This is a genomic window from Billgrantia pellis, assembly GCF_008297955.1.
GTDB classification, from domain to species: Bacteria; Pseudomonadota; Gammaproteobacteria; order Pseudomonadales; family Halomonadaceae; genus Halomonas; species Halomonas pellis.
Window position 1 is genome coordinate 473,557 of the sequence record NZ_VTPY01000001.1, and the last position, 21,940, is coordinate 495,496.

Consider the following 21,940-nt stretch of genomic DNA (forward strand, 5'->3'; position numbering starts at 1 on the left):
TTCGACAAAACGATAACGACCGTCTCTACACGCGAGGAACGCCATCATGAACCGGGGTTTACGCCACATCAGCATCCATGCATCCGTCATTGCCGCACTGGTCTGTTTCGCCGTGCTGATCGGGGCGGTGTCGTTGCTGTCTGCCATGTCGGAGCGCCAAGCGGGCCGCATCATGGCCGATCTGGACCGAATCAACGTTCAACTGCTCAACGAGATCAACCGGGCCGATGCGCTGCTCAACGTGGCGCGGGTCAGCCTGGAAATCGCCTCCAACCAGATCATGCTGGGGCGCATGGGCGATGCCAACGAACAGCTCGATATCGCTGTCAACCGGATGGATCGCGCCGAGGCGCGCTTCAACAATTTCGTTGCCGCCCCCAAGTCGGAGCAGGCCCGGGAAATGGCTCAGGCGCTGGAGCGGGACTTTTCCGCCGTGATGGCGCTGGCGCGCGAGCAGCACGAAGCACTGGACCAGCTCGATACGCCGGGGTTTAGTCGGCTGCGTGATGCCCTGATCGAACCGAGCGCGGCGCTCTCCAACAGCATGACGGACTTCGTCGCCTATGGCTTCGATCGCGCCAAGACCATGACGGCGGATTTCCGCACCCAGGCGGATCGCTTCGAAATCATCCGCTACGGTGCCCTGGCATTGGCCGTCGTCGTGTTGCTGCTGGTTTACGCCGGCTTGCGTGCGATCGTGATTCGTCCGCTCAACGCCGCCGTCAAGCACCTTCAGACCGTCGCCAAGGCCGACCTGACCGGGCGTATCCCCGAAGGTAGCCGCAACGAGATCGGTCAGTTGTACAACGCCATGCGCAACATGCAGCAAAGCCTGGTACGAATCGTCGGCCAAGTGCGCGACAGCAGCGGCTCGATCCATATCGGCTCGCGCGAGATTGCCAACGGCAATGCCGACCTGTCCTCGCGCACCGAGCAGCAGGCGGCTTCGCTGGAGGAAACGGCGTCGAGCATGGAGGAAATCACCGCCACGGTGCGGCAGAACGCCGACAATGCCCGTCAGGCCAGCGGCTTGGCGCTGGAGGCTTCCACGACGGCCGAGCGCGGCGGCGAAGTGGTCGATCGCGTGGTCAAGACCATGGGCGACATATCGACCAGCTCGCAGAAGATCAGCGATATCACCAGCGTGATCGACTCGATCGCTTTCCAGACCAATATCCTGGCCCTAAACGCTTCGGTGGAAGCGGCGCGGGCCGGCGAGCAGGGGCGCGGATTTGCCGTCGTGGCCGGTGAGGTACGCAATCTCGCCAGCCGCAGCGCAACGGCGGCCAAGGAGATCAAGGCGTTGATCGATGGCTCCGTGGCTCAAGTGAAGGAAGGGTCGACGCTGGCCGAGCAAGCCGGTGAGACGATGGATGATGTCGTCAAGGCGGTACGACGAGTCACCGACATCATGGACGAGATCGCCGCGGCCTCGCAGGAGCAGAGCGACGGCATCGAGCAGGTCAGCCAGGCGGTCGGTCAGATGGATCAGGTGACCCAGCAGAATGCCTCGCTGGTACAACAGGCGACGGTGGCGGCGGCGTCACTCGAAGAGCAGGCCGGTCGTCTCGAGCAGGCCGTTGCGGTATTCCGTCTGGCGGGCGATGCCGGCCGTACGGTGGACGGCGAGGCGCCCAGGATGTTGACCAAGTCGTCCAAAGGCGCCGTGGCGCTGATCAAGCCGCGTGACGCAGCCGCCTCGCCGAAGCCGAGTACGCCGGCTGCCTCCGGGTCGCGTGAAGTGGCTGAAGTCGATCCCAAACCCCGTCGCAGCGCCCAGCGCGAGCCGGTGACAGAGGGTGACTGGGAAGAATTCTGAACCTTGGCGGCAGCGGTTGCCGTCAGCTGAATCATTGCCTGAGAGAGAAGAGGAATCCTATGGCTGACAAGAGCATGAGTTTTCTGGTGGTCGACGATTTCCCGACCATGCGCCGCATCGTGCGGAGCCTGCTCAAGGAGCTGGGTTATACCAACGTCGAGGAGGCCGAGGATGGCCAGGAGGCGCTGGCCAAGCTGCGCTCCGGTTCCTTTGAGTTCGTGGTATCCGACTGGAACATGCCCAACCTGGACGGTCTGGAAATGCTCAAGCAGATTCGTGCCGACGCGGCGCTCAAGGAGCTCCCGGTGCTGATGGTCACTGCCGAGGCCAAGAAGGAGAACATCATCGCGGCCGCCCAGGCGGGCGCCAGCGGCTATGTGGTGAAGCCCTTCACCGCCGCCACGCTGGAAGAGAAGCTCAACAAGATTTTCGAGAAACTGGGCAAGTGACGCAGGCTGGCGAGATTCGCTTGCGGAGGAGATAGCAAGATGAGCGCAAATGAGCTGTCCGGCGAGGCTCAGCCGTCCAATCCCGCTGGCGATGACCTGGTCCAGCGTATCGGTCAGCTGACGCGCATGCTGCGGGAAAGCATGCGGGAACTCGGCCTGGACAAGGAGATCGAGAAAGCGGCGGAAGCGATTCCCGATGCACGGGATCGTCTCAGCTATGTGGCGAGCATGACCGAACAGGCCGCCGAGCGAGCGCTCAACGCCATCGACCGCGCCCAGCCGCTGCAGGACTCCATCAGCAACGGTGCCGAGTCGCTGGACAAGCGCTGGGCGGAGTGGTTCGCAGAGCCCAAGGAACTCGATGAGGCGCGGGAGCTGGTCAAGGAGACCCGTTCTTTCCTGGCCGATGTCCCCGGCAAGGCGCAGGCGACCCAGAAGGAGCTGCTCGAGATCATGATGGCCCAGGACTTCCAGGACCTGACGGGCCAAGTGATCAAGAAAATGATGGACGTCATCCGCGAGATCGAGCACCAGCTGGTGCAGGTGCTGATCGACAACGTGCCCGAGGAGGTGGCGCGCGAGAACATGCAGCGCAAGGCCAACGACCAGTGGGAGTCCGAAGCGCGCCGACGTGAGGAGAGCCTGCTCAACGGCCCCCAGGTCAAGCCGGGAGCCGATGTCATGACGAATCAGGATCAGGTCGATGATCTGTTGGATCAGCTCGGATTCTAAGAAAAGGCGATAGCTCGGACATGGTCGGCCTGCCTGGCTCGCCACGCGGTCCTTGCTCACCGAACGCTTCGCCTCCCCACACCGGTATCCTTTCCCGCGCCGTGGGTCGTGGCCGATAAGGCCACGATCATCGGCGCTTTTTGGCGTATCGCCCCCTCGCCGTTGACGCCACAATGGCCACCGTGAAGAAGAGTGTCCGGTAGCCATGGCCGACGAAAGCAGCGATCAGGAAAAGACCGAAGAGGCCACGCCTCGACGTCAGGAGAAGGCTCGCGAAGAGGGCCAGGTGGCTCGCTCCCGCGAGCTGACCACCTTCGTGCTGTTGCTGGGCGGCGTGGTCGGCATGTGGTCGATGGGAGCATTGCTCTACGATCAGCTCGGCTTGGTCATGGAGCAGGCCTTCCTGTTCGAGAGACGCCAAGCGTTCGAGACCGGCCCCATGCTGATGAACGTGCTCGACTTGGCCAACCGCACGTTGCTGACGATGCTGCCGCTGTTTCTGTTGCTGACGCTGGTGGCGCTGGTGGCACCCGCCCTGCTGGGCGGATGGCTGATTTCCGCCAAGTCGCTCAAGCCGCAATTATCGAAGCTCAACCCGGCCAAGGGGTTGAAGCGCATGTTCGGCACCCAGGCACTGGTGGAATTGTTCAAGGCGGTGGCCAAGTCGGTCCTGATCGGCGGCGTGGGGCTGACCTACCTCTACTTTCACCTCGGCGAGTACCTGTCGTTGATGGACATGCCGACTCGTCAGGCCCTGGCGCGAGCCTTGTGGATGGCGGCGGAGGCCTGCGGCCTGATGGTGCTGACGCTGCTGGTCGTCATTCTGATCGACGTACCGTACCAGTTGTATAGCCACGCCAAGAAGCTGCGCATGTCCAAGGAAGAGGTAAAGCGCGAGCACAAGGAATCGGAAGGGGACCCGCACGTCAAGGCGCGCATCCGTTCCCAGCAGCAGGCCATGGCGCGTGGTCGAATGATGAGCAAGGTGCCCGAGGCCGACGTGATCATTACCAACCCGACTCATTATGCGGTGGCCCTGCAGTACGACGAAACGCGCATGGGGGCGCCGCGGGTCGTGGCCAAGGGGGCCGACCTGGTGGCGGCCCGGATTCGCGAGCTCGGCCAGGAAGCCGGCGTCCCATTGCTGCAGGCGGCGCCTCTGGCGCGTGCCCTTTATCATCACGTGGACCTCGAAAGCGAGATTCCGTTGGATCTGTATACCGCTGTGGCGGAAGTGCTGGCCTGGGCTTTCCGTCTCAAGCATGTCTCACGAGAGGGGGGAGAGGTGCCGCCAACACCCGAGAACTTGCCCATACCGTCGGAGCTGGAAGTGCCGGCGGCCGATGAGGTCCGACAAAACGAAGGGCGGGGCCAGACGGCACCCGGCGGGGCGATCGAATGAAGTCACTGAGCCATCTCATCGGTCGCCGCGACTGGCTGGGCGATGCGCGTATGAAGCTACTGGCCGGTCCGGTGCTGATCATCATGATCCTGGCCATGATGATCGTGCCGTTGCCGCCGTTCGCCCTGGATCTGCTCTTCACCTTCAACATCGCCCTTGCCGTGATGGTGCTGCTGGTCAGCATGTTCACGCAGAAACCGCTGGACTTCGCCGCCTTCCCTGCGGTCCTGCTCTTTACCACCTTGCTGCGGCTGTCGCTCAACGTGGCGTCCACCCGGGTCATTCTGATGGAAGGCCATGCGGGCGGTGACGCCGCGGGCAAAGTGATCGAGGCGTTCGGCGAGTTCCTCATCGGTGGCAACTTCGCCGTTGGCTTGGTGGTGTTCCTGATCCTCGTCATTATCAACTTCATGGTCATCACCAAGGGTGCCGGGCGCATCGCCGAAGTGGGAGCTCGCTTCATGCTCGATGCCATGCCGGGCAAGCAGATGGCCATCGATGCGGACCTCAACGCCGGACTGATCGGTGAGGAGGAGGCTCGCCGCCGGCGGGGCGAGGTGGCCCAGGAAGCCGATTTCTACGGCTCGATGGACGGGGCCAGCAAATTCGTCCGCGGCGATGCCATGGCCGGCTTGGTGATCATGGTCGTCAATGTCATCGGCGGTCTGCTGATCGGCATGTTGCAGCACAATATGGGGTTCGGCGATGCCGCACGCACCTACACGTTGATGACGATCGGCGACGGGCTGGTGGCCCAGATTCCTGCCCTGGTGATTTCCACCGCTGCCGGCGTGACCGTATCCCGGGTCAATACCGACCAGGATGTGGGCCAGCAGATGATCAGCCAGCTGTTCGTCAACCCGCAGGTGCTGGTGCTTGCGGCCATGGTGATGGGACTGCTGGGGCTGGTGCCAGGTATGCCCAACGTGGTCTTCCTGCTCTTCACCGTGGTGCTGGCGGCGCTGGCCTGGATGCTCACGCGTCAGCAGGAGCGACGCCTGGTGGAAGAAGAGATCAGCGCCGAGCCACCACCCCAGCCGGAAGCACCCGAGGCGAGCTGGGACGACGTGCAACTGGTCGATACCCTGGGGCTCGAAGTGGGCCATCGTTTGATCCCGCTGGTCGATCAGCGTCAAGAAGGCGAGCTGCTGGGCCGGATCAAGAGCGTGCGCAAGAAGTTCGCCCAAGAAGTCGGTTTCCTGCCGGCGGTGGTCCATATTCGCGACAATCTCGAACTCGGTGCCAATACCTACGTGATCACGCTAAAGGGCGCCGAGATCGGGCGCGCCGAAGCCTTCCCCGGGCAATGGCTCGCCATCGACCCAGGCCAGGTGACCGGCCAGTTGCAGGGTACGACGACCTCCGACCCGGCCTTTGGCTTGCCGGCGACCTGGATCGACGCCGGTCAGCGTGAACATGCCCAGGTCTACGGCTACACGGTGGTCGATGCGGGCACTGTCATCGCCACGCATCTCAATCATCTGCTGCATCGTCACGCGGCCGAGATGCTGGGTCGCCAGGAAGTGCAGAAGCTGCTCGACAAGCTGGGCGACGAGCAGAAGTCGCTGGTCGAGGAGGTGGTGCCCAAGGCCATCAGCCTGACCGCCCTGCAGCGCATCCTGCAGAATCTGCTCGATGAGGATGTGTCGATTCGCGATATGCGCACCATTCTGGACACATTGGCCGAATACGCACCGCAGCAGCAGGATGCCAACGAACTGACCGCGCTGGTACGTATCGCCTTGGGACGTGCCATCACCCAGCAGTGGTTCCCCGGCCGCGATTCGCTTCATGTGATTGGCCTGGATGCGCAACTGGAGCAGGTGTTGCTGCAGGCAATGAACGGCAACGGCGCGCTGGAGCCGGGCCTGGCGGAGACACTGATGGACCAGGCGGAGCAGGCCGTGGCTCGTCATGAGGCAAGCGGGGACCCCCCGGTGATGGTGGTTCAGCACAGTCTGAGGCCGCTGTTGGCGCGCTTCCTGCGTCGGCGCATGCGTCATCTGGTGGTCATGTCGCAGGCGGAAGTGCCGGACGATCGCACGCTACGCATCACGACGCTGGTGGGAGGCCGATAAACGATGAGTGTCATGCGTTTCTTGGGAGTTAACAGCCGTGAAGCCATGCGACAAGTGCGTGAGGCGCTGGGCGACGAGGCATTGATCCTGGCCAACCGGCGCACCGAGCAGGGGGTCGAGATTCTGGCTATGGCCGAATCGGCCGCCCCCGCTGCCGGCGAGGCGTTCGCCGCGCCGACGCCGGAACCCTCTGCGCCGTCAGCGTCGGCGATTCCCGACAACGCCCAGGCCTTCGAAGCGATGAGCGCCCGGTTGCTCGAAGAGATGCGCGACATGCGTGCGCTGCTCTCGCGCGAGCAGACTTCCCGCGAGCAGAATCGGCACCAGGGCTCCGCCGGTGTCGGCGACCGGCTGGCGCAAAGGATGCTCGAAGCCGGCTTCGGCGTAGCACTGGCCGATGAGGTCATTGCGGCGCTGCCCGAAGAGCTGATGGCTGCCGGGGAAGCGGACGAGCGGGCCATGGCGTGGCTGGAGCGACAGCTGGCCGGTCGCCTCGAGGGGCTCGATGATGAAGCCGCGTTCATGGATCGCACCGGTATCGTGGCACTGATCGGGCCCACCGGGGTGGGCAAGACCACCACCACCGCCAAGCTGGCGGCGCGCTACGTCATGCGCCACGGCACGCGTCCGGTGGCACTGGTCACCACCGACAGTTTCCGTATCGGCGCCCATGAACAGTTGCGCATCTACTCGCGCCTGCTCGACGTCCCGATGTATCCCATGAATGCCGACCAGCCGGTTTCCGACCTGCTCGAGCGCATGCGCGGCAAGTCCTGGATCATCATCGATACGGTCGGCATGAGTCAGCGTGACCATCGCGTGATCGAGCAAGTCGGTCACCTGCATGGCGGCGATTCGCCGGTTCGGCTGGTGCTGCTGCTCAATGCCGCCAGTCAGCCCGAGACATTGGAAGAAGTCGTGATTCGGTATCGCCAGGCGGCCCAGGCCGCGGGTGGCGAGCTGCGCGACTGCATCATCAGCAAGCAGGATGAGGCGGGTCGCCTGGCCCCGGTGTTGGATATTGTCATGCGCCATGGGCTTCGCCTGCTATTCGTCTCCCATGGCCAGCGTGTGCCGGAAGACATGTCGCTGGCCGATCCGGCGGAACTGGTGCGTCAGGCGCTCGCCACCCGCATATCGCTGCCGGCGGCACGTCAGGCGGCCGAGCCCGCCAGCCGCACGAGCGGCAGCCTGCTGGGGCAAGGGCGACGCCTGGCAGCCACGCTGCAGGCGCTGCGCCGCCGTTTGGCCGGCTTCGATCGGCTCGAGGCGGTGTGGGATTTGCTGGGTTTGCCGGAACCGATCCAGCAGCAACGGCTGGATGAACGGCTGTCCGGCTATCCCATGCCCGGGCAGGCGCTGGGCATGCTCTGGAGCGAGCGACGGCGTGTTCCCGGCGAGGGCTGGTCGATGCCCGACGTGGCCCTGAGCCCGGAAGGCACCTGGCTGGCACTGCCGTTGCTCCAGCACCGTCAGGTCGCGGGTCAGCAGGCTCGGCTGCAGGCGGTCTTGGAGCGACATGACGTTAGCGTGCACCTGATGACCGGCCTGCCCGATAGCGAAGCGGGCGATTGGTTGGAAGAACGTGAATTGACCTGGTGCAGCCAGGTGCGCGGCAGCCAGCGGGTGATTCACGCCGGAGAGCGTCAGACACTGACTGCCTTGGCGACCGCCGCGGAAGCGCTGGGGGAGGTGGAGTGCCGCTTCCGTGGTGCGTCCGGCCGCCTCAGCCTGGCGACGTTGCCCGTGACGCTGAAACTCCGAGGTAATCCGAGAGGGAGCGAGGGGCTGCCTGCCCGGGCCTGGCTGGGCCAGGTGCGCGATGGCGAGAGCGGGCGGGCGTTGGCCAAGCGTTACTGGCTGGCGCCGGCGCGTCTGGGGCGGGAGCCGAAACCGTTATTGCTGTCACTGTTGCAGAGCGACGTGCTGGCGTCACTGACGCGACGTGCCTGGCAGCGGCTCGACCCGGCCGACATCGGCGAGCTGCGCCCCGACGTTCGCTTGAGCATGGCCAGCGGACTGGCCACGGTAGCGGCACATCTGGATCTCTCGGAAGACGAATCGGCCATGGATCTTCGAGCCGAGCTGTTGGGGCTGGGAGGCGGGCGTCGCCGCCGGCGCGATGTTGCACTGCTCGAAGCGTTGATACAACTGTTCCTGGTGCGCGATGCCATTCGCCACCTGGGCCTTGGCGAAAGGGAGACAGGCTAGATGGGAAAGGACCAGGCGGCTGGCCTGCGCCAGTGGGCTTCGACTGCCGCTGAGCAGGAGTGCCCCGCACACGTGGCCGAGATGTTGATCGAGCTGGCCGGCAAGCCGAACGCCGGCGAGCGTTCGCCCGACGAGCCGCGGCAGGTTGCCAGGACGCCACCGCCCCGCCCCGCGACGACGCGGGAAAGGGACGAGCCGTCTATCGCACGGCATGTCCAGCCGGGCGTTACGCTGATGGTGCTGGGACTGCCCGGCACGGCAGAGCGCCATACCCTGAAGGTCAGCGAACTGCTGCAGAGCTGGGCCCGCCAGGGGCGACATTGGGTGGGGGATCCCGGTCTCTGGCGGATCGTGGCGCTGCCTGTCTCGAGTCCGCATCTGACGGTGCTCGCGACTCAGCAGTCGCACTGGGCGCTGTGGGTCGATGACGACCTCGAGGCATTCCGACGCGCCTATCGTATTCTCAAGCAGATCGACGAGAGCGACGGTCCGCGCCGTCTACTGGCGGTTCATCCGCCGGGCGTGGGACGGCAGGGGCTGTTGGCCAATCTGCAGCACGTGGCGGAAAGCTACTTCGGCATCGAGCTGTTGGTCCTGTCCCGATGAAGAGGTTGACGCGATGAGACGCGCGGTAATCCGGAGCCTTGGCATGCTGGGGGCGGGCGCCTGCCTGCTGGCCACCATGGCGCATGGAGCCGGCAGTTGGGTGGCGACGGCGCCTGCTCTGAAGGCCGCGTTGGTGGAACGGCCGGTGGCATCGGCACCGCTGTCGCCGCCGAACCCTGGGCTGGCTCGCGGCCAGGTGATGCGCCAGGTCAGTTGGCAATACCGCCCGCCCGCCGGTGTCGAGGTCAACGCCTCGCTCTGCCACTCGGGAGGGTGCGTGCGGTTGCCTGCGCCGCGTGGCCATACCGTGGCACTGGCCGGGCTGCCGGCCGATACGCCGCTTTACTTTGAATTCTCCTTGCGCGATCGACACCCGCGCATCGTGACCCTGCAGGGGTTGCAGGTCATCGTCAATCACGCACGCGACGAAACGCTCCGGACCCGTTGAGCGTATTCGCGTCGAGGAAGGCGTCAGCCGCGAGAGCATGAGCATGTACACAGCACGAGGCAAGATTGAACAGACAGACCTGCTGGAGGAGTACCTGCCGCTGGTGAGGCGTCAGGCCCTCTCCATGCAGGTGCGACTCCCGGCGAGCATCGAGCTGGATGATCTCATCCAGGCCGGCACGGTGGGGCTGCTTGAAGCCATGGGTCGCTTCGATTCGAACCAGGGGGCCAGTTTTGCCACCTTCGCCAGTCAGCGTATCCGAGGCGCCATGCTCGACGAGCTGCGCAGTCGCGACTGGTTGCCGCGTAGCGTCAGACGTAACGCCCGCGCGGTCGACGAGGCCGTCAGGCGACTCGAGCAGCGTCTGGGACGTCCCGCCGAGGAGCACGAGATCGCCATCGAGCTGGCTATCGGGCTCGATGAGTACCGTCAGCTGCTCAACGATACCAACAGCGGTCACCTGCTGCCATTCGAGGCGCTGATGGCGGAGGGGGTCGAACCCGGCATCGAGGATGCATCGCTTGACACGCCTTACCATCAGCTCATCGACGAGGAGAAGCGACAGCAGCTGATTGAGGGCATCGAGGCGCTGCCCGAAAGGGAGAAGCTGTTGATGGCACTCTACTATCAGGAAGAGCTCAACCTGAAGGAGATCGGCGTCGTGCTCGGCGTCACCGAATCGCGAGTGTGCCAGTTGCACAGCCAGGCGGTGAGCCGGTTAAGAGCGCGCCTGGCGGAGCAGGAATAGGGTCAACATGGTGGCTAGAGGTCGGTCATCAACGTCTTGGTGCTTGCCAGTGCCGCCATGTAACAGCTGTGCAACTGGTCGGCGGGCACCTCATCGATCGCTTCTTCGATTTGCCGCTCGTGGCTCTCGCACAACGTCAGCACGGCACCCAGCGGGCCTGCGCGATGCTTCAGCGCACGCATGATCGCCTGGCTCAGGGGTAAATGCTCCAGCAGGGTGTTGCGGTCCTCCTCGAGCAGCGCATCCATCAGCGAGAACAATCCGGTGGTGAAGGCATCCTCGGGGTCGAGAGAGGAAAAGGGCGCGGCCAGGTTGCGGCACATGAAAGCGCGAATCAACGCCATACGCAGGATGATGCGAGACGAGGGCTGCAGACTGGCCAGGGTCAGGGTCAGGATCAGTCGGCGCAGCTCCAGCAGGCCAAGTATCTGCACGGCGCGATGCAGGTCGACCTCTTTCCCGACACGATTGAAATAGGTGGAGTTGGCCCGTCGCAGGATCGCTACGTGCAGGTGGGGCAACTGGACGACCAGTTCGTGCAAGCGATGGAGATCGCTGTCGTCTTCATATAGCGCACGGATCAGGCGGAGTTGGGCGGCACGGTTGCCGTGACGGCCGCGGGGCGGGGAGGTGATGAAGCTGGGCTTGGCCAGATAATGCCCATGGTAGTAATCGCAGCCCAGCCCCTGATAGTTGGTCAGCGCTTCGCGATTGGCGATGTTTTCGACCAGCAGTTTGATGTTGCGCGCCGGCAGCCGTTCGAGGGAGGCGTCGTCGAAGTCATCCGGCGAGCCGAGCAGGATGATGTCGACGCGTCCCAGCATGGCGTCGAGGTCCTGCTTGACCAGTCGGCTGGGTGCGATGATCCGGTAGCCGCGCTCGCGGATGTCGTCCAGGCGCGTCAGCAGGGTCGGGTCGACGGTGCGTGCGTCGGCAATGCCGAGAGCCAGGCGTGGCGCCGGTGTCGGCAGCAGCTCGGGGCGGTCGAGCCATTCGAGCGGCAGATCGACGAAAAGCGACCTGTCGCCGAGCAGCCCTCCATCGCCGAGCTCGTAAATGGCGCTGGTCAATGCACGAGCCGTGGCGGCCATGATGTCCTCGAGTTTCGCGGCGTTATCATGGCGATATACCAGGCGATCGGCGACGTGATGATGGCTGGCGTCATGAATCGGATGGAGGGCGACGGTGCAAGGATCGTAATCGACTTGCTCTGACATGCGTTCTGGCTCCCTGCTGGATGTCGGCGCACCCTCGAGTGGCTCTCTGGTTGCGTACCGCGATGACGCTGGTTGGACCTGGCCGTATCGACGTTGCCGACATGGCGGCCAAAGGTTCGGGTCGACAGCCCGAACGGCTATCATGGTGCGGCGCGAGCCGGACATGGTTGCCTTGTTTCGCTTGGCTCAGGTGCTTGATGGCATATCGGCCATCGACATCGGAACTTGAGCCCACCGACTCTGGCGGTTTTGCGAGGATTGTTTGACCTGTATCAACTAACGTCCGGCGTCTGCCAGGCACGACTAAAGTGTCGCGTCCCGGCCGCCGATAACCCTGTTAGCCTACGCACGTTTTCGCCCCGAGCGGCCGACTGCGAGGCAAGCCTCGACGCCCCGTATCATCAGGAGCCCGAATGAACCCTTCTACCCTCATCGGCATGTTTGCCAGCGTCGTGCTGTTGGTCAGCGTGCTGTTTTTCACCGCCGAATCGCCCCAGAGCTTCATCAACTTGCCTGGGCTTGCCATCGTGCTGGCCGGTACCATGGCGGCGACCTTCATCAGCTATCCGCTCAAGGAAGTGCTGCGCGTGGTGCGCTTGGTGGGGCTGGTCTTCCGCCGCGAGAACACTTATACGCGCGATGACATCAAGGAGCTGGTGGATATGTCCCGGCTGTGGTTCAAGGGCGATGTGCGGGCCGTGGAGAGTGCCTTGGAAAAGGCGCGCAACCCTTTCCTCCGCACCGGTATCCAGTTGGTGATAGCGAACACCAAGGAGGAGGAGATCTTCGATCTGCTGCGCTGGCGCATCGCCAGGCTCAAGGCACGCGAGCACGCCGAAGCCCAGATATTTCGCACCATGGCAACTTACGCCCCCGCGTTTGGCATGATCGGCACACTGGTGGGGCTCGTCAATATGCTCGAGGTCATGGAATCCGGCGACCTGCATGTCATCGGGCCGCGTATGGCCGTCGCGCTGCTGACCACTTTCTACGGTATCCTGCTCGCCAATCTGGTATTCAAGCCGATCGCGGTGAAGCTGGAGCGGCGTACCGAAGAGCGCCTGATCGCCATGAATATGGTACTGGAGGGGATCTCGCTGATCACCAAGCGGCGCCTGCCTTCCTTCATCGAGGAAACGCTGCATTCGTTCGTCGCCAACTATCACGACGAGATTCGCGACCCTGAGGTCGTTCCTCGTTCAGCGCCGGGAGGGCAGGAACAGAATGCTTGATCGCAGCACGCGCGACATGCTGCATCCGCTGGCCCCCTCCGAGGTCGATGGCGAAGGATGGCTGGTGAGCTATCTCGACGTGCTGACGCTGCTCATCACGCTGTTCGTGCTGTTGCTCTCGCTATCCGGCAGCGAGCTGGCTCCCCAGGGCCAACGACAAGGCAATACCGCAAGCGAGATCGTCACGCCACAGGCCGAGGCGGCGGCGCGCTTGATCGCCTCGAGCGGACTCAAGCCTCGTCACGACGGCTTGCGGCCACGCTTCGCTGGGCTCGACATCGAAGGCGTCAGCGTGGCCGAAGGCCAGCAGGGCATCACCCTGCGAATCGACGACAACCTGCTGTTCGCCAGTGGGCAAGCGGCGCTGACCGGGCAGGGGCGCGAGCTGCTCGGTCGCTTGCAAGAGATACTGCAGGCCTTCGAGGGAGACATCTCCGTCGAGGGGCATACCGACGACGTGCCGATCGCCACGGCGCGTTTCCCTTCCAACTGGGAGCTTTCATCGGCCCGGGCCATCGCGGTACTGCGCTATCTGACCGAACTGGGGTTGAGCGCCGAACGGCTTCGCGCCGTGGGCTATGCCGAGACCCGTCCGCTGGAGAGCAACGCGACGACGCAGGGCCGCGCCGCCAATCGGCGCGTCGAGCTGTTGCTGCGGCAGCCTCTTGCCGAGGGCTGACGGTTAACCGTGCAGTCGACCGATGCGTCGCGTTCTCGGTGCAAAGGACTCGCCGATCGTTGGGATCGGCGGCCTGGTTCAGTGATCGACTCGGCCCAACAGAAGGAACTCGATCAGCGCTTTCTGGGCGTGCAGGCGATTGCCGGCTTCTTGCCAGACCGCGGCGCGCGGGTCGTCGAGCAGCGTCTCGCTGATCTCCTCGCCGCGGTGGGCGGGCAGGCAATGCAGGAACAGCACGTCCGACTTGGCTCGATCCAGCATGGCCTCGGTGACCTGGAACCCGGCAAAGTCGGCCTCGCGCTTGCCCTGTTCCCCTTCCTGTCCCATCGAGGCCCAAACGTCGGTTGTCACGAGATCGGCGTCGACGACGGCTTCGTTCGGGTCACGCAGCAGGGTGATCCGACTGCCGCCGGCATCCATGATGTCCCGACGGGGTTCGTAGCCCTCGGGACAGCAGATGCGCAATTGGAAGTCGAACTGGCGGGCGGCGTTGATCCACGAGTGGCACATGTTGTTGCCGTCGCCGATCCAGACCGCGGTGCGCCCCCGCACGCTGCCGCGCAGCTCGGTCCAGGTCATCACGTCGGCGAGCAACTGACAGGGATGGTAGTCATCGGTCAGCGCGTTGATCACCGGCACGCTGCTCGCGGTGGCAAAGGTTTCCAGCCCGGCGTGAGAGAAGGTCCGGATCATGACGATATCGACCATTTCCGAGAGTACTCGCGCGGTATCTTCGATCGGCTCGCCGCGACCGAGTTGGGTATCCCGGGCGGAGAGAAACAGGGCGTGACCGCCGAACTGGGCCATGGCCGTCTCGAAGGAGACTCGCGTGCGTGTCGAAGACTTCTCGAAGATCATCGCCAGCGTGCGGTGGGTGAACGGGGAATAGGTCGGTCCTTGGGCACGCAGGCGGTTCTTGATCGTGATGGCGCGCTGGATCAGGTAGTGAAGCTCTTCAGGGCTCAGGTCCAACAGGGTCAGGAAATGGCGTGTCGCCATGGCGATCTCTCCGCGCGAAAAAACCTCCATCCTAGCCAGCCCACGGGGGATGCGCAATGCGCTCGTCATCAGTAGAATGAGGGCATGAGCAAAGGCTGAGCGTCGCGCTCAGGTATTTCGTCCGACGCCCTCGGCACCTACGATCCAACAGGGAGCGCCTATGAGCACCACCATCGAGAACATTCAGCGCCAGATCGGTGAGAACCCGATCCTGATCTACATGAAGGGCACGCCCCAACTGCCGCAGTGCGGTTTCTCCGCCCAGACCGTGCAGGCCCTGATGTCCTGTGGCGAGCGCTTTGCCTTCGTCAATGTGCTGGACAATCCTGATATTCGCGCCGAGCTGCCCAAGTATGCCAACTGGCCGACCTTTCCGCAGCTGTGGGTCGAAGGCGAGCTGGTGGGCGGTTGCGACATCGTCACCGAGATGCACCAGAGCGGCGAGCTGGAGACGCTGATCAAGGAAGCGGCGGCTCGCGCCAAGGCCAATGAGGAGCAGGGCGGCGACGCCTGAGCTCGACTCGTGCAGTGCCGTTGACGAAGGCCCGTGGGGATCGCTCCCCACGGGCCTTCTGCCGTCCGGAGGGGGTAAGGCGAGGCATTACGTTGAGTAACCAAATGTCCCGCTGGCCCGATTGAAATTGCCTCCCCTTGCCACCACGCTGAGCAAGAGGGCGATATGGATGCCCAAGGCTTCGCCTGTCCAGGGAGGTAATATGCAGACACCATTGGAAATCAACTACCAGCACGTATCCCGCTCCGAGTGGATTGACGATTACGTGAAGTCGCGTGTCGCCAAGCTCGAGCATTTCAGTCGCGATATCGTTTCCTGTCGCGTGGTCATCGAACAGACCCAGAATCCGCATCGCACGGGCAACCCCTACCGTGCGCTGGTCGAAGTCAACCTGCCCGCCAAGGGGGAGCTGGTGGCCGAAAAGAGCGACAAGGTCACCGACCCCCAGGTTCAGCTGCGTCCCATCATTCGCGGCGCTTTCGAAGCCATGGAGAAACAGCTGAAGAAGCAATCGGCCAAGCGCGACGGCAAGGTCAAGCACCATAACGACGAGCCGATCCCACCGGTGGCGACGGTAGTGCGCCTATTCGAGAAGGATGGCTACGGTTTTCTCAAGAGCCTGAGCGGCGAGGAATTCTACTTCCACAAGAATGCCGTGTTGCACCATGATTTCGACCGACTGACCGTGGGTACCCGGGTGCGCTTCGAACCCGACGAGGGCGAGGAGGGGTTGCATGCCAGCACGGTACAGATCATCGACAAGCCGGGGGTCGGTGGGGCGGCCGATGGCGAGGACGATCTCGACATGCCCGCCGGTTGGGAGCAGAACACCGGTCGCTGATCCCCTGCGCCGTACCCGATGAGCCCGCGGGGGTTCATAGCTCCTCGAGGCCCTGCTCCCGTTGTGCCAAGGCCCAGCCGCCCAGGTCCTTGTAGCGGTTGACGATGGCGCAGAAGAGTTCGGCAGTGCGCTCGGTATCGTAGCGAGCCGAGTGCGCTTCCTGGTTGTCGAACGGAATGCCCGCGGCCCGGCAGGCCCTGGCCAGTACCGTTTGGCCGTAGATCAACCCCGACAGGCTGGCGGTATCGAAGCTGGAGAAGGGGTGGAAGGGGTTGCGCTTGATCCCGCAGCGATTCACGGCGGCATTGAGGAAACCATGATCGAAGGCGGCATTGTGCCCGACCAGTACCGCCCGGGTGCAGCCGTGTGACTTGATCGCCTTGCGCACCGGGCGGAAGATTTCGCCCAGCGCCTCCGCCTCGCTGAGCGCGATGCGCTGGCGTAGCGGGTCGTCGAGCTTGATGCCGGTAAAGTCCAGCGCCGATTGTTCCACGTTGGCCCCCGAGAAGGGCTGGACGTGGTAGGCGTAAGTGGCCTCGGGCATCAGGTTACCTTCGGCATCCATGGTCAGCGTCACGGCGGCGATCTCGAGTATGGCGTCACGCTCGGAGTTGAATCCGCCGGTCTCCAGGTCCACCACCACGGGCAGGAAGCTGCGGAATCGCTGGGCCATCATCTCGCGGGCAATCGCCTCGCTCATGCGCCTCTCCTCATAGCGTGCTTCTCGCTCATGGCATATATCCCTTCTTGCATAGGGGCGGCGGCAAGCGCCGCCGGATCGCGCTCTCGTTTTGCGAAAAGTCTAACAGTTTGACCGCGACTCGTCCCGCCGCCGGTATTCGCCGGGCGGCAGCCACGCTATACTGCTCGCCTTGTGACGTTTACCTGAGAGGAGCCCCCAATGTCCGATGTCAAGAAGGTCGTGCTTGCCTACTCCGGCGGCCTGGACACGTCCGTCATCGTCAAGTGGTTGCAGGAAACCTACCACTGCGAGGTGGTGACCTTTACCGCCGACATCGGTCAGGGCGAGGAAGTTGAACCGGCGCGTGCCAAGGCCCAGGCCCTCGGCGTCAAGGAAATCTACATCGAGGATCTGCGCGAAGCGTTCGTGCGCGACTACGTCTACCCGATGTTTCGCGCCAACACGATCTACGAAGGCGAGTATCTGCTGGGCACCTCCATCGCCCGTCCGCTGATTGCCAAGCGCCTGATCGAGATCGCCAACGAAACCGGGGCCGATGCCATCTCTCACGGCGCCACCGGTAAAGGCAACGATCAGGTGCGCTTCGAAATGGGCGCCTATGCGCTCAAGCCCGGCGTCAAGGTGATCGCGCCGTGGCGCGAATGGGACCTGACCTCGCGCGAGAAGCTGATGGCCTACTGCGAGCAGCACGACATTCCCGTCGACTTCTCCAAGAGCAAGAAGAAGTCGCCGTATTCCATGGATGCCAACCTGCTGCACATCTCCTACGAGGGCGGAATTCTCGAGGATCCGTGGGCCGAGGCCGAGGAGGACATGTGGCGCTGGAGCGTGTCGCCCGAGGCGGCTCCCGACCAACCCACCTACGTCGAACTCACCTTCGACCGCGGCGACATCGTTGCCCTCGACGGCAAGGCCATGAAACCGCATGAAGTGCTCGAGACCCTCAACAAGCTGGGCGGGGACAACGGCATCGGTCGTCTCGATATCGTCGAGAACCGTTACGTGGGCATGAAGTCGCGCGGCTGCTACGAGACCCCGGGGGGCACCATCATGCTGCGTGCCCATCGTGCCATCGAGTCGATTACCCTGGATCGCGAAGAAGCTCACCTGAAGGACGAGTTGATGCCCAAGTACGCCAAGGTGATCTACAACGGCTACTGGTGGAGCCCCGAGCGCCGCATGCTGCAGGCCGCCATCGACGAGACCCAGAAGAACGTCAACGGCGTGGTGCGCATGAAGCTCTACAAGGGCAATGCCACTGTGGTGGGGCGCAAGTCCGAGCAATCCTTGTTCGACGAGTCGATCGCCACTTTCGAGGACGATGCCGGCGCCTACAATCAGAAGGATGCCGAGGGCTTCATCAAGCTCAACGCCTTGCGCCTGCGTATTGCGGCGGGGAAGGGCCGCCAGCAGAGCTGATTGCCTGTCGGAACCGCCCGAGACGCGCCGGCCCCTTGGCCGGCGCTGTTGTATCGGACGTGAATGACAAGGCACCTACGTGGGGAGGAAGATAATGTGGAAGACACTCTTGGGTGGCCTGTTCGGTCGCGGCGAAGCCAAGCCGGACAATGCCAAGGCCGCCGAGCCGGTGGAATACAACGGCTATCAGATCGTCTCGGAACCTGCCGAGCAGGGCGGCCAGTTTCGCGTCAGCGGCTGGATTCGCAAGCCAGGCGACAATGGCGAGCTCCTCGAGCACCGCTTCGAGCGCTCCGACCTGGTGCCGGGCCGCGACGTCTGCGATGAGCTGATGGTCAGCAAGGCGCGGCGCTTCATCGACCAGATCGGCGACGACATGTTCAAGTCCTCGCCCTGACGAGCTGCGTCGCCGACGCTCACTTCGGTGGACGCTATTCAGGACGTGTTCGAAGGTGGGCGTTCCGATAAAGCAAGCGGCACGGGGTCAGGTACACTGGACGGACCGTATCACGAGGAGCCGTCATGCACCTGTTGCACCGTGCCTCGCCCTGGCGGGCCCTGTTCGCCGGCGATGCCCTGCCGGACCCGGCAACGCTGCCGCCACTGCTCTCGCCCCTGCGCGAAGCGCTGAATGAGCTCGGTCCGTCTCCCTCGTTGGCGGAGGCGCATGCCTGGCAGGGACGACTGGTCGAGGCGCTCCAGCGTCTCGACCTACCGGGCTGGCGCATCAGTCAGCTGATCAGCGAGCACAATAATGGGTTGTATCGGCGTGCGATCCAGCTCTCGCTCAACGAGATGCTGGGGCAGGGATGGGGCGAGCCGCCCGTGACATTCTGTGTGCTGCTGCTCGGCTCCGCCGGCCGCCACGAGAGCCTGCTCGGCCCCGATCAGGACAATGCCATGATCGTGGCCGACTATCCCGATGATCGCCATGCCGAGATCGACGGCTTCTTCCAGTCGCTGGGTGAACGCTTCACCGACCGCCTCGACGAGGGCGGCATCCCACTCTGCCATGGCCACGTGATGGCGCGCTGGCCGATGTGGCGCAAGCGACTCTCCGAATGGCGCGAGCAGCTCACGCTGTGGACCCAGGAGCGCCGGATCAAGCGCGTCCAGCAGAGCAACATTCTGCTCGACTTTCATCCGGTCTATGGCGAGGCCGACCTGGCCGAATCGCTAGCCGACCACGTCGAGCAGCTAATGCCCCGTGCGGGCCTGTTTCTCGACGAGATGGCGCTATTGCTCGATGAGTTGCCGATTGCGCTGGATCGTCTCGGCCGCCTGTCCGTGGACGATAAAGGAGCGCCTCACGACAATGCGCTCAATCTCAAGCGTCAGGGATTGCTTCCACTGGTCAACGCGGTACGCCTGCTGGCGCTGCGGCATGGCGTGCGGGAGGCCGAGACGCGCCTGAGGCTTCCCGCGCTGGTGCTGAGAGGAGCCCTGTCGCCCAAGCAGGCCAGAGCGGGGCGGGTGGCGCTGGATCGCTTCCAGGAGAGCCTGCTTCAAGCCCAGCAGGCGAGCCTCAAGGCGGGAAGAAGCGCCGATGGCTGGATCGATCTTGCCCGCCTGGAAGACGATGAGCGGCTAATGTTGCGTCATGATTTGCGTGTGGTGCGTGGTCTGGTCAGGGCCGCTCAGGGCGGCAACGGCAGGTAGCCTCCTTTCTGGAAGTTACCTGCCGCAGATTCCTCAGAAGGTTTCCCACTCGTTTTCCGCTTCCTGCTGCTCCCTGCGGTGCTTCGGCTGGGGAGCCTCTGCCGATCTGGCAGGCCCGGCCGCCGGTAGGGCGGTGAGAGGCTGGGCCGGCGCGTTCCCCAGCACGAATTCGGACATCAGCTCGTCCAGCCGCGAGGCGTTCTCGTGCATGGTCGCGGCCAGGCTGGCGCTCTGGCTCACCATGGCGGCATTCTGCTGGGTCATGGTGTCCATCTCCGCCACGGCGGTATTGACCTGTTCGATACCCGTCGTCTGCTCGCGGGCACCGGCAGTGATTTCGTTGATCACGTCGGAGACCTGGACGACACTCTGGCGCAGTTCCTCCATTCGCTCGACCACGCCCTGTACGATGGTGTTTCCCTCCTGGGTATGCTTGACCGAAGTGTCGATCAGGCGACGGATGTCCTTGGCCGCATCGGAGGAGCGGCTGGCCAGGTTGCGCACCTCCTGGGCCACGACGGCGAAGCCACGGCCGTGTTCGCCCGCGCGTGCCGCTTCCACCGAGGCGTTGAGCGCGAGTATATTGGTCTGGAAGGCGATGGAATCGATCAGACCGATGATGTTGCTGATCTTGTTGGCCGATTCGTCGATGGCAGCCATCTTGGTGCTCATCTCCGTCATGGCGTCATTGCTTCGCTCGGCCACGCCCGCGGCGGTCACCGCCAGGCCGTTGGCTTGCTCGGAAGCCTGAGCGGTGTGCGCTACGGTGGAGTGAATCTCCTCCATGGAGGCCGAGGTCTCCTGCAGGTTGGCCGCCGCTTGTTCGGTACGTGAGGAGAGCTCCCGGGTGCCATCGGCAATGTCACCGGCACCGGCCAGTACCATGCGAGCGTTCTCGCGAACCTGCAGCAGGGTATTCTGCATACGCTCGACGAAGGCATTGAATTGCACGGCGAGTTCGCCCACTTCGTCGTGGCTGTCGACCTTCAGGCGCTGCGTCAGGTCGCCCTTGCCCTGGGCGATATCGGCCATGGCCAGCGTGGTGCGGCGGATGGGGGCGAGCACCTTGCGCGCCGAGACGGTCACGATGCCGAGCAGCAAGGCCAGCGTGGCGAGACCCGCCAGCAGCAGCGACATGAGAAGGTTACGGCTGACGCCGGTGAACACGTCATTGGGAATGGCGGCGGCCAGCGACCAGCCGTCGGTTCCGGCGATAGGGGACCAGACCATGGTCATGGCGCCACCGGAAGGCGAGGTAACCCGTCCGATCCCGGCGTTGCCCTCCAACATCTGACGGCCAATGACGTTGGCGCCCGTGAATCCGGCCTCGTCGGCTTCGGTGACGCGCAGCGCCATGCGCACCTCGGGGTCCGGATGAGCGACGACCGTGCCGGCGCGGTCGACCATGTAGCCGTAGCTGCCTTCGCCCACGTCGATGGCCGAGGTGATCTCGGAAACCGCCGCCATGGAAAGGGTGATGCCCAGCAGGCCGACCCGATTGCCGCGTTCGTCGAAGATCGTCTCGGCCACCACCGCCGTCGGCTTGCCGCTGACCAGCGAGAGCACGGGATCGTCCAGCAGGGTATCCGCCGTTCCCTCGGTCACCAGGCGCTTGAAATAGTCGCGCCCGGAGATATCCACCCGGGCGCCGCTATGGGTAAGGGTATCGCCGCTGGCATCGGCGAAAAAGAGCGACTCGATGGTGGCATCGCCGGGGTGACGAGACACGAGCCACTCGAGGTGCGATTCCACGGGAACCGGGTCGGCCAGGCGCTCATCCTTCGCCAGGCCGGCGAGGAAGCGGCGATACCCCTCGATCCAGCGGCTGATCTCGTCGGCGCGAGCATCGACCTGACGCATGCTGTTGCGCTCCACCATGGGGGGTATGGCGGCATTGAGCTGGGTATGCACGACCAGGCCAAGCACCATGAAGGCCGCCAACAGCGGCAGGCCGATGGTGCCGAGTAGTTTCTGGGTAAGGGTCAAGCGGGACAGTGCTTTCATCAATGGGCTCTCGCTAGGGTTCTTCTCGGGTACAGGCAGGTGCCGAGACAGGTTCGCTCTGTTGTTGGTGGGCACGACGAGGAACGGGCGGGGGTAAGGCATGGCCGGAGCCATTCGTCCACTGGCGTTTATCGGCAGAGGAGTGGCCGACTTTAAGGAAAGCGAGGAGATTGACGACTG

The 21,940-nt window shown here is 64.0% G+C and carries 20 protein-coding genes; 16 read left to right on the top strand and 4 right to left on the bottom strand.

The annotated features are described in order from the left end of the window. Nucleotides 1-46 precede the first annotated feature (46 nt). The 9 genes from F0A17_RS02355 (at nucleotide 47) to F0A17_RS02395 (ending at nucleotide 10,493) form a co-directional block, all read left to right on the top strand. Nucleotides 47-1,819 carry a methyl-accepting chemotaxis protein gene (locus F0A17_RS02355; protein WP_149326720.1) on the top strand — a complete coding sequence of 591 codons (1,773 nt, stop codon included), beginning with the start codon at nucleotides 47-49 and terminating at the stop codon, nucleotides 1,817-1,819. Between the two features lie 59 nt (nucleotides 1,820-1,878). Beyond that, a complete protein-coding gene (gene cheY, locus F0A17_RS02360; RefSeq protein ID WP_149326721.1) occupies nucleotides 1,879-2,268 on the top strand; it encodes a chemotaxis response regulator CheY in 390 nt (129 codons plus the stop codon). A gap of 39 nt (nucleotides 2,269-2,307) precedes the next feature. Beyond that, the gene (gene cheZ, locus F0A17_RS02365; RefSeq protein ID WP_149326722.1) at nucleotides 2,308-3,000 is read left to right on the top strand and encodes a protein phosphatase CheZ; all 693 of its coding nucleotides are present in this window, start codon (nucleotides 2,308-2,310) and stop codon (nucleotides 2,998-3,000) included. Nucleotides 3,001-3,205: 205 nt separating this feature from the next. Continuing rightward, on the top strand, nucleotides 3,206-4,402 hold the full coding sequence (gene flhB, locus F0A17_RS02370; protein ID WP_149326723.1) for a flagellar biosynthesis protein FlhB: 1,197 nt from the start codon (nucleotides 3,206-3,208) through the stop codon (nucleotides 4,400-4,402). Next, nucleotides 4,399-6,480, top strand: a complete 2,082-nt coding sequence (gene flhA, locus F0A17_RS02375; protein WP_149326724.1) for a flagellar biosynthesis protein FlhA — start codon at nucleotides 4,399-4,401, stop codon at nucleotides 6,478-6,480. The genes flhB and flhA overlap by 4 nt, the downstream gene beginning before the upstream one ends. A 12-nt stretch (nucleotides 6,481-6,492) precedes the next feature. Continuing rightward, entirely contained in the window at nucleotides 6,493-8,691 is a 2,199-nt protein-coding gene (gene flhF / locus F0A17_RS02380) for a flagellar biosynthesis protein FlhF (RefSeq protein WP_149326725.1), read from the top strand. Further along, nucleotides 8,692-9,297: a hypothetical protein gene (locus F0A17_RS20540; RefSeq protein ID WP_187774595.1), complete on the top strand. Its 606-nt coding sequence runs from the start codon at nucleotides 8,692-8,694 to the stop codon at nucleotides 9,295-9,297. A 13-nt stretch (nucleotides 9,298-9,310) separates the two neighbouring features. Further along, the gene (locus F0A17_RS02390; protein WP_149326726.1) at nucleotides 9,311-9,745 is read left to right on the top strand and encodes a flagellar protein FlhE; all 435 of its coding nucleotides are present in this window, start codon (nucleotides 9,311-9,313) and stop codon (nucleotides 9,743-9,745) included. A gap of 43 nt (nucleotides 9,746-9,788) precedes the next feature. Next, nucleotides 9,789-10,493, top strand: coding sequence for an RNA polymerase sigma factor FliA (locus F0A17_RS02395; RefSeq protein WP_149326727.1), 705 nt, complete (start codon nucleotides 9,789-9,791; stop codon nucleotides 10,491-10,493). A 14-nt stretch (nucleotides 10,494-10,507) separates the two neighbouring features. Here F0A17_RS02395 and F0A17_RS02400 read toward each other — a convergent pair whose 3' ends face one another. Then, nucleotides 10,508-11,710, bottom strand: coding sequence for an EAL and HDOD domain-containing protein (locus F0A17_RS02400; protein WP_187774596.1), 1,203 nt, complete (start codon nucleotides 11,708-11,710; stop codon nucleotides 10,508-10,510). A gap of 413 nt (nucleotides 11,711-12,123) precedes the next feature. On the opposite strand from F0A17_RS02400, the gene F0A17_RS02405 reads away from it, so the two are divergent. Both F0A17_RS02405 and F0A17_RS02410 read left to right on the top strand, forming a co-directional pair. Beyond that, entirely contained in the window at nucleotides 12,124-12,942 is an 819-nt protein-coding gene (locus tag F0A17_RS02405; protein ID WP_149326729.1) for a motility protein A, read from the top strand. Then, nucleotides 12,935-13,621: an OmpA/MotB family protein gene (locus F0A17_RS02410; protein ID WP_149326730.1), complete on the top strand. Its 687-nt coding sequence runs from the start codon at nucleotides 12,935-12,937 to the stop codon at nucleotides 13,619-13,621. Before F0A17_RS02405 ends, F0A17_RS02410 begins: the two co-directional genes overlap by 8 nt. A gap of 78 nt (nucleotides 13,622-13,699) precedes the next feature. On the opposite strand, the gene argF is transcribed toward F0A17_RS02410, so the two are convergent. Then, the gene (gene argF / locus F0A17_RS02415; protein ID WP_149326731.1) at nucleotides 13,700-14,620 is read right to left on the bottom strand and encodes an ornithine carbamoyltransferase; all 921 of its coding nucleotides are present in this window, start codon (nucleotides 14,618-14,620) and stop codon (nucleotides 13,700-13,702) included. 160 nt (nucleotides 14,621-14,780) lie between these two features. Here argF and F0A17_RS02420 point away from each other — a divergent pair, with 160 nt between their 5' ends. Together F0A17_RS02420 and F0A17_RS02425 are read left to right on the top strand one after the other, a co-directional pair. Beyond that, a complete protein-coding gene (locus F0A17_RS02420; protein ID WP_149326732.1) occupies nucleotides 14,781-15,134 on the top strand; it encodes a Grx4 family monothiol glutaredoxin in 354 nt (117 codons plus the stop codon). A gap of 202 nt (nucleotides 15,135-15,336) precedes the next feature. Further along, nucleotides 15,337-15,975 (top strand): HPF/RaiA family ribosome-associated protein, encoded by a 639-nt coding sequence (locus F0A17_RS02425; RefSeq protein ID WP_187774597.1) that lies wholly within the window; start codon nucleotides 15,337-15,339, stop codon nucleotides 15,973-15,975. Between the two features lie 34 nt (nucleotides 15,976-16,009). On the opposite strand, the gene rnt is transcribed toward F0A17_RS02425, so the two are convergent. Beyond that, nucleotides 16,010-16,675, bottom strand: coding sequence for a ribonuclease T (gene rnt / locus F0A17_RS02430; RefSeq protein WP_149326733.1), 666 nt, complete (start codon nucleotides 16,673-16,675; stop codon nucleotides 16,010-16,012). 201 nt (nucleotides 16,676-16,876) lie between these two features. On the opposite strand from rnt, the gene F0A17_RS02435 reads away from it, so the two are divergent. The 3 genes from F0A17_RS02435 to F0A17_RS02445 all read left to right on the top strand — a co-directional run bounded on the left by F0A17_RS02435 (nucleotide 16,877) and on the right by F0A17_RS02445 (nucleotide 19,756). Then, on the top strand, nucleotides 16,877-18,097 hold the full coding sequence (locus F0A17_RS02435; RefSeq protein ID WP_149326734.1) for an argininosuccinate synthase: 1,221 nt from the start codon (nucleotides 16,877-16,879) through the stop codon (nucleotides 18,095-18,097). A 94-nt stretch (nucleotides 18,098-18,191) separates the two neighbouring features. Beyond that, the gene (locus tag F0A17_RS02440) at nucleotides 18,192-18,494 is read left to right on the top strand and encodes an HlyU family transcriptional regulator (RefSeq protein WP_149326735.1); all 303 of its coding nucleotides are present in this window, start codon (nucleotides 18,192-18,194) and stop codon (nucleotides 18,492-18,494) included. Nucleotides 18,495-18,619: 125 nt separating this feature from the next. Beyond that, nucleotides 18,620-19,756, top strand: a complete 1,137-nt coding sequence (locus tag F0A17_RS02445) for a DUF294 nucleotidyltransferase-like domain-containing protein (protein ID WP_149326736.1) — start codon at nucleotides 18,620-18,622, stop codon at nucleotides 19,754-19,756. A 33-nt stretch (nucleotides 19,757-19,789) separates the two neighbouring features. On the opposite strand, the gene F0A17_RS02450 is transcribed toward F0A17_RS02445, so the two are convergent. Next, the gene (locus tag F0A17_RS02450; RefSeq protein WP_149326737.1) at nucleotides 19,790-21,760 is read right to left on the bottom strand and encodes a methyl-accepting chemotaxis protein; all 1,971 of its coding nucleotides are present in this window, start codon (nucleotides 21,758-21,760) and stop codon (nucleotides 19,790-19,792) included. Nucleotides 21,761-21,940 lie beyond the last annotated feature (180 nt).

Bases quoted from the DNA above. Each gene is read 5' to 3' on its own strand.
- flhF (WP_149326725.1), top strand. From the start codon at position 6,493: ATGCGTTTCTTGGGAGTTAACAGCCGTGAAGCCATGCGACAAGTGCGT.
- flhB (WP_149326723.1), top strand. From the start codon at position 3,206: ATGGCCGACGAAAGCAGCGATCAGGAAAAGACCGAAGAGGCCACGCCT.
- argF (WP_149326731.1), bottom strand. From the start codon at position 14,620: ATGGCGACACGCCATTTCCTGACCCTGTTGGACCTGAGCCCTGAAGAG.
- F0A17_RS02420 (WP_149326732.1), top strand. From the start codon at position 14,781: ATGAGCACCACCATCGAGAACATTCAGCGCCAGATCGGTGAGAACCCG.
- F0A17_RS02440 (WP_149326735.1), top strand. From the start codon at position 18,192: ATGTGGAAGACACTCTTGGGTGGCCTGTTCGGTCGCGGCGAAGCCAAG.
- cheZ (WP_149326722.1), top strand. From the start codon at position 2,308: ATGAGCGCAAATGAGCTGTCCGGCGAGGCTCAGCCGTCCAATCCCGCT.
- F0A17_RS02400 (WP_187774596.1), bottom strand. From the start codon at position 11,710: ATGTCAGAGCAAGTCGATTACGATCCTTGCACCGTCGCCCTCCATCCG.
- flhA (WP_149326724.1), top strand. From the start codon at position 4,399: ATGAAGTCACTGAGCCATCTCATCGGTCGCCGCGACTGGCTGGGCGAT.
- F0A17_RS02355 (WP_149326720.1), top strand. From the start codon at position 47: ATGAACCGGGGTTTACGCCACATCAGCATCCATGCATCCGTCATTGCC.
- F0A17_RS02425 (WP_187774597.1), top strand. From the start codon at position 15,337: ATGCAGACACCATTGGAAATCAACTACCAGCACGTATCCCGCTCCGAG.
- F0A17_RS02450 (WP_149326737.1), bottom strand. From the start codon at position 21,760: ATGAAAGCACTGTCCCGCTTGACCCTTACCCAGAAACTACTCGGCACC.
- F0A17_RS02410 (WP_149326730.1), top strand. From the start codon at position 12,935: ATGCTTGATCGCAGCACGCGCGACATGCTGCATCCGCTGGCCCCCTCC.
- rnt (WP_149326733.1), bottom strand. From the start codon at position 16,675: ATGAGCGAGGCGATTGCCCGCGAGATGATGGCCCAGCGATTCCGCAGC.
- F0A17_RS02435 (WP_149326734.1), top strand. From the start codon at position 16,877: ATGTCCGATGTCAAGAAGGTCGTGCTTGCCTACTCCGGCGGCCTGGAC.
- F0A17_RS02445 (WP_149326736.1), top strand. From the start codon at position 18,620: ATGCACCTGTTGCACCGTGCCTCGCCCTGGCGGGCCCTGTTCGCCGGC.
- F0A17_RS02390 (WP_149326726.1), top strand. From the start codon at position 9,311: ATGAGACGCGCGGTAATCCGGAGCCTTGGCATGCTGGGGGCGGGCGCC.
- F0A17_RS02405 (WP_149326729.1), top strand. From the start codon at position 12,124: ATGAACCCTTCTACCCTCATCGGCATGTTTGCCAGCGTCGTGCTGTTG.
- cheY (WP_149326721.1), top strand. From the start codon at position 1,879: ATGGCTGACAAGAGCATGAGTTTTCTGGTGGTCGACGATTTCCCGACC.
- F0A17_RS20540 (WP_187774595.1), top strand. From the start codon at position 8,692: ATGGGAAAGGACCAGGCGGCTGGCCTGCGCCAGTGGGCTTCGACTGCC.
- F0A17_RS02395 (WP_149326727.1), top strand. From the start codon at position 9,789: ATGTACACAGCACGAGGCAAGATTGAACAGACAGACCTGCTGGAGGAG.